Origin of the sequence: Pseudoalteromonas sp. BSi20311, assembly GCF_000239875.1 — a bacterium.
In the GTDB taxonomy this organism is placed as follows: Bacteria; Pseudomonadota; Gammaproteobacteria; order Enterobacterales; family Alteromonadaceae; genus Pseudoalteromonas.
Window position 1 is genome coordinate 1 of the sequence record NZ_BADU01000032.1, and the last position, 5,973, is coordinate 5,973.

5 protein-coding genes are annotated in these 5,973 nt (G+C 38.3%); 1 reads left to right on the forward strand and 4 read right to left on the reverse strand.

Going from position 1 to position 5,973, the window contains the following annotated elements; all coding sequences use genetic code 11:
* Positions 1-514, forward strand: a 514-nt coding sequence (locus tag P20311_RS19025) for a hypothetical protein (RefSeq protein ID WP_036984718.1), incomplete at its 5' end; no start/stop codon positions are given.
* An 82-nt stretch (positions 515-596) separates the two neighbouring features.
* On the opposite strand, the gene P20311_RS03040 is transcribed toward P20311_RS19025, so the two are convergent.
* The 4 genes from P20311_RS03040 to P20311_RS03055 form a co-directional block, all read right to left on the reverse strand.
* Positions 597-1,640, reverse strand: a complete 1,044-nt coding sequence (locus tag P20311_RS03040; RefSeq protein WP_008109535.1) for a patatin-like phospholipase family protein — start codon at positions 1,638-1,640, stop codon at positions 597-599.
* 94 nt (positions 1,641-1,734) lie between these two features.
* Positions 1,735-3,141: a sodium:alanine symporter family protein gene (locus tag P20311_RS03045; RefSeq protein ID WP_008109537.1), complete on the reverse strand. Its 1,407-nt coding sequence runs from the start codon at positions 3,139-3,141 to the stop codon at positions 1,735-1,737.
* Between the two features lie 522 nt (positions 3,142-3,663).
* Entirely contained in the window at positions 3,664-4,617 is a 954-nt protein-coding gene (locus P20311_RS03050; protein ID WP_008109541.1) for a patatin family protein, read from the reverse strand.
* Positions 4,618-4,854: 237 nt separating this feature from the next.
* Positions 4,855-5,844 (reverse strand): LLM class flavin-dependent oxidoreductase, encoded by a 990-nt coding sequence (locus tag P20311_RS03055; RefSeq protein WP_008109542.1) that lies wholly within the window; start codon positions 5,842-5,844, stop codon positions 4,855-4,857.
* Positions 5,845-5,973 lie beyond the last annotated feature (129 nt).

Below are 5,973 nucleotides of genomic sequence, written 5' to 3' on the forward strand. Positions count from 1 at the left end.
AGTTGATAAATTTAACTCTAGCAAAATCCTTTTAGAAATGAAAAATAAGTATCCAAATAGATTGGCTAATACCACTATAGACATGGATAACTTTAAAGAACTAGAGATAAGAGTTGACGAATTAAAACTTAAATATAGTAAAGACTTTGTTTCCGATTATGGTTGGGTAGTTGGGTTTATTGATTATAAAGGCCGGCCACCTGGGTTCAGAGCAATTGAAAAGTCTGTAGGTATTGACCAATTACAGCCATATGCAAAATTAGCTAATCAAAATTTACACTCTAGTTCACAAAGTATGTTCTATAGTTTATCAGCTAAGGGAAATGATCAATTTCTCAATATTGGTAATAATCATATAGGACTTGAAACACCAATAGATTGTACTGTTCTTATTTTGGAAATGATAAATAAAACTTTATTAAATCATTTTAAAGGAATCGATAATACGATTTCAATTGCTGTCTTATCTTATTATTTTAATAAAATAAGAGAATCTCTACAGGATTATAAATAATTAACCCTTACAAGGGCTCAACTCGTTGATAAAAAGTGCTTATCGCCCTTTTTCCAATTCTTATGTACCGTAAATTTAATAACTAATATGATAATAAATCATACCTAGTGTTATTTAATTTATTATCAAATACTTCAGCTAATTTCTCAGTTTCACTAAACACGGTGTTCCAATATTTAATACGCGTGTCTGCATCAAGATCAGTAAAGTCGTTTCTGTCTGGGATTTTCCCGTAAGGTAAGCCGACTACAAATTCTTTTGATGGGGTGATCATCACTACATTCTCGTAATTTTGTGGTGACACTTTTCGTTTTAAATTTTTATCGAACCACCCTGCCTTTGGATCTGAATTAAAATGTGGATATAAAATTAAGCCAGGGTTATTAATTTTTAAATCAAAGTGGTAATCAATAATGCCGCCATCGCGGTAAATCCCTGGTGGCGAACCGGCAATATTTTTTATACCTTGCATTACAAGTGGTATAGAGCCCGATGCAAGTAAGGCATCTTTTAAATTTGTTTGTGTGAGTGCGATATTTTTGGTTTTAAAATTGTAGCTGTCAGTAATACTTAAATCACTATTGGGCGCGCCAAAAATAAAACGCTCATATTGCGAGCCTAATAATTTTCGATTAATTCTGTTAAGCATATAACTTTTTGATAAACCCAAAAGCTGTATTAATTTATGTTCGCTGGCAATAAACCCGTTAGATTTTGCGACTATAAAATGCGCTTTAAAAACAGGATTATTTATAATTTCAGTAACGCCATCATCACCAAATACATCATCTAATAATGCGCGGGCTTTTAGTGTAATTTCAGCGGGCGTTGGTTTATTACTAGAATATCGGGTTTGTGAATACGATTTTGCTAACCGCTTAATGGCTGCAACTGGATCGTTTTGTGCAAAACAGGCTGAACGAAAAGCCCCTGCAGATGAGCCAATTAAATTAAGCGGTTGGGTGCGATGTTTAAAAAATTCGCCAAATATATATTTGTCTAAACCAAATAAGGTAAACCATTTAGGGCCACCACTTGCCCCTAAAAAAGAGGTAAAAATCTCGGGTTTAAAACCTTGTTCGTTTATTATTTTTGCTGCAGTTTTACCCGCATAAATGTCGATCATCTAAAAATACTACCTGTAGAGTCGCAGTTTAATGTTGTTAAAGCTAAACTTAAAAATGAATACTTATGCAATATAAAACTTTTAAACTTTAATCTTAATCCCAAATTCCGTCTTCACATTTGCCCTGCACTTTTACGTTTTTTACTTTAAACTCAGGCTCTATGCCTTTGTCTCTTTGTGCGTGGTAGTCGTTGGTAACAGACAAAATAGTCGGTGTGAGTAGTATAATAGCGATAACGTTTACCACTGTCATTAACCCTAGAGCAATATCAGCTAAATCCCATACTTGTTTTAAGGTAGCCGATGCGCCCCACAACATCATTGATAAATAAAGCAAAGTATAAATACCGCGCCCTACTTTGTTATCGAGCTTAAATAAGTGGAGGTTACTTTCGGCGTAGGCGTAGTTAGCAACTACCGAGGTAAAAGCAAATAAAGTAATGGCAGCGGCTACAAAATACACGCCGCCTTGCGCTAAGTGTGAGGTCATAGCGCTTTGTGTTAAGCGTATACCTTCCATTTCACCACTTATATCTACATCGGCCAATAAAATAATAACCGCGGTACAACTGCATAATACGATGGTATCGAAAAACACCCCTAACATTTGTATGTAGCCTTGCGTAGCCGGGTGGTTTGGCATTGGACTGGCACTTGCCGATGCATGCGGCACACTACCCGCGCCAGCCTCATTAGAATATAAACCGCGTTGTATACCATTTTTAATGGCTGCACCCATGGCGCCTGCGCCAGCTTCTTGCAAGCCAAACGCCGATAAAAATATATCTTTAAGCATGGCAGGTACTTGGGTGAAGTTAATCAGTGTAATTACCAGAGCAACAAGCACAAACACGATGCCCATAACAGGTACTACTCGCTCGGCGAATCGGGCAATGGCTTTAAAGCCCCCTAAAATAATAGAGCCTGCTAAAAGTGTGATCACAACACCTGAGTAAAAAGTGGGTATTTCAAATGCGTAATTAAGTGCATCAGTAATGGTGTTGGTTTGCATGGCGCTAAAGGTAAAGCCGTAACCTAAAAACAAACAGGCGGCAAACACAATAGCAAATGCACGACTGCCTAATCCTTGTTGAATATAATACGCAGGGCCACCTCTGAATTCGCCATTGCTGTCGCGAATTTTATATACCTGTCCTAAAATACTTTCTGCAAATCCGGTTGCCATACCCAGTATAGCAATGACCCACATCCAAAATATGGCGCCGCTACCACCGAGTGATATAGCCACAGCCACACCGGCTAAATTACCTGTGCCTACTCGAGCACACAGCCCAGTACAGAGCGCTTGAAATGATGAAATATCGTTTTTATTACACTTACTACTGCCTTTTAGCAGGCTAAACATGTGCTTAAATTTAACTAATTGAATTGCTTTTAAGCGTACTGAAAACCATATTCCGGTAAATAGGAGAATGTAAATAAGTACTTGCCCTTCGCCCCATAAAAGGCCATTGACACTTTTTACTACTGTTTCAAACATCACCCGTCCTTTATTTGTTATTTTTATATCCGCTTGCTTCTACATTTATATCTTTAGGTGTTTAAAACAATAAATGCACCGCACGTCGCGTGAATTTTATTTCAGTTATTGTGAATATAAAATCACACTCATACCTTATCGTTTTTTATAAAAAAATCAATAATATATTTGTAGCTTCAAACAACGCAGCACTAAGCCTTGCGTTAAAATTATACGGCCTCTTATATTTCCAAGATAAGAATAGTACGCTTTGTTAAATTTTGTGCAGGGTAAGTCGACTCACAGTGAGTTTATGAACTGAGATTGGTGGTTGAGTTATGATGCTAGACTGGTTTTATTATTAATATGATGCGTTACAGTGTGTGGTAATTACGCTAGCTTGAGTTGTTTTAGTTTGATCAGTATTTTTTATTAACCCATTAAAATTACAGGCTAAGTTTAACGCCAAAGCAATATACAGTAGGTGCATATTGCTTTGCATGCGGCTTGTTAATTAGCGCTATAAACGCCCTAGAGGCTTGCTTACATTGCGTATTGCGGCTCACTGAAACGGTTTAACTCTGTATGATAGTTTTTTAAATAATCACGACCCGCTTTCAAGCCTAATTTATGATCAAATCGGAGGTCATCATTAGAGCTGCCTAACAATTTGCTATGTAGCTTTTCGTTAGCAAAAATTTGAATAATTTCAGCATCATCTGGGGGATTAGCAATAAATTCAAGCTCGTCTAAGTACGCTTGTTCATGTTGTAACAAATAGTCGAGAGTTTTTGGGCAATATCCCGAAGCACTCGCAAGTGTTCTCAATTTTTGTACCCACGCTGATTCTGCTTGAAAATCGGTGTCTACCGTTCTTATTACTACAATTTTACGGGCGCCACGGTTATACGCTTCGCGTACAGGCAATGGCGCAGCTAAGCCGCCATCTAAATAAAAATCTTCATTCGATTGCTCTGCAGCTAAATGTGCTTCGTTTGCCGCTTTTGAGCCTAACCAAGGAGTGAGTTGAACACCTTGTTTATACAAAAAAGGTAAAGCACTTGACGCTTTTAATAGTTCTCGCCAGTGTTTACCATCGCCAGTAGGAGATAAATAATACGGTTTACGATCACGCGCATTGGTTGCAGTGATCAGCAGCTCTCTATCACCAAGGCTATTTTTTGCCGTTTTAAAGTCTAATGCTCTATTAACCTCAGTGGTTTTTTCGAAATACCAATCTAAGTCAACAATGTGTTTACCCATTAGGCCTCGACCTAACTGAAAAAAACGTTTATGACGCGAAAGCCCTCTGATCAAGCGTTTTGCGTAGCCTTTTTGACGCGCTAAATAACTGGTTAAATTTTGCGAGCCAGCAGACGTGCCTATAAATAAATCAAACGGGTCGTAATTTTGCTCTAACCACGCGTCAAGTACACCGGCTGTAAATATCCCTCGCTGCCCTCCACCTTCAGCAATCAATGCAGTTTTAGGGTGCATAGGCTTATTGAATGTGTGTGGAGCAACATTTATTTGAGATTTCACGGTGTACCTCTTAGTTGTTAACTTAACGGAATATGGTTTTATTTTAACGTGCTTGATTAAATCCTTAAAACAGATTAATTGAATCAGTTCGATTGAAAATATAAATCATTTATTTTTACTCAATCTTTACTCGATTCTCTATTTGGTTATTAGTGTAACTATGGTTGCGTGTACGCTTGCTTAATAAACAGCTTAATTCTTTATTTCCATTAGTATTTTTAACGCACGATGACGTTTTTCATCGTCATATAAATCGTTGGTGAATATAAGCTCATCGACCTCTAATTGGTTCACGATCATTTCTAATTTGTGTTTAATACTCGCTGGTCCACCAGTAACACTTAATCCTAAAAAGCTCTCAACATGAGTACGCTCTTGTTCGCTCCACAAGCCTTCCATTGTTTCAACTGGGGGCTTTAACCACAACTCATCGCCTCTGATTAACGACAGTACCCGCTGTTTTGAAGTGGTTGATAAGTATTGTGCTTCTTCATCTGTATCGGCAGCCACTAAAGGTAATGCCAACATCACATAAGGCTTAGCTAATACATTTGATGCTTTAAATTCTCGTTTATACAAGGCTATTGCATCATGTACAAAACGTGGTGCAAAGTGCCCCGCAAATACATAGGGTAATCCTTTTTTCGCCGCTAACTGCGCACTAAATAAACTTGAGCCTAACAGCCAAATCGGCACATTGGTGTTCTCACCAGGAATTGCTCGTACACGCTTAGTTCCCTCATATGGACCTAATAATGTTTGTAACTCGCTTACTTCATTAGGAAAGTTTTCAGCGCGGCTAATGTCGTTATTTAATGCGCGACTTGTCACTGGGTCGCTACCCGGGGCGCGCCCTAGCCCTAAATCAATTCGACCAGGATATAAACTTTCTAAGGTACCAAATTGCTCAGCCACAACTAAAGGCGCATGATTTGGTAGCATAATTCCACCCGACCCTACGCGTATTTTTTTAGTGTTGCCGGCTATGTGTCCCACTAAAATTGAAGTGGCGGCACAAACAATCCCTGGCATATTGTGGTGCTCGGCTAACCAAAAACGGTTAAAACCGAGTTCATCAGCTTTTTGTGCATAGGCTGTACTTTTATTTAAGGTATCACTAACAGTGGCACCTTTAGGCATAGGCGCCAGTTCTAGTAACGAAAAAGGGGTAGAAGTTAACACAATCGCCGCTCCTTAAATGCAGATAATTTAGGTGCTGCAATGCCACATACTTAAAACTAGTAACTGGGGCTTTTTATTCGTTATTCAACATGTTTTAGCACATAGATATAAAAACTTAAACTCACAGCC

Excerpts from the sequence above, each read along its gene's own strand:
- P20311_RS03045 (WP_008109537.1), bottom strand. The coding sequence starts at position 3,141 with ATGTTTGAAACAGTAGTAAAAAGTGTCAATGGCCTTTTATGGGGCGAA.
- P20311_RS03050 (WP_008109541.1), bottom strand. The coding sequence starts at position 4,617 with ATGCACCCTAAAACTGCATTGATTGCTGAAGGTGGAGGGCAGCGAGGG.
- P20311_RS03040 (WP_008109535.1), bottom strand. The coding sequence starts at position 1,640 with ATGATCGACATTTATGCGGGTAAAACTGCAGCAAAAATAATAAACGAA.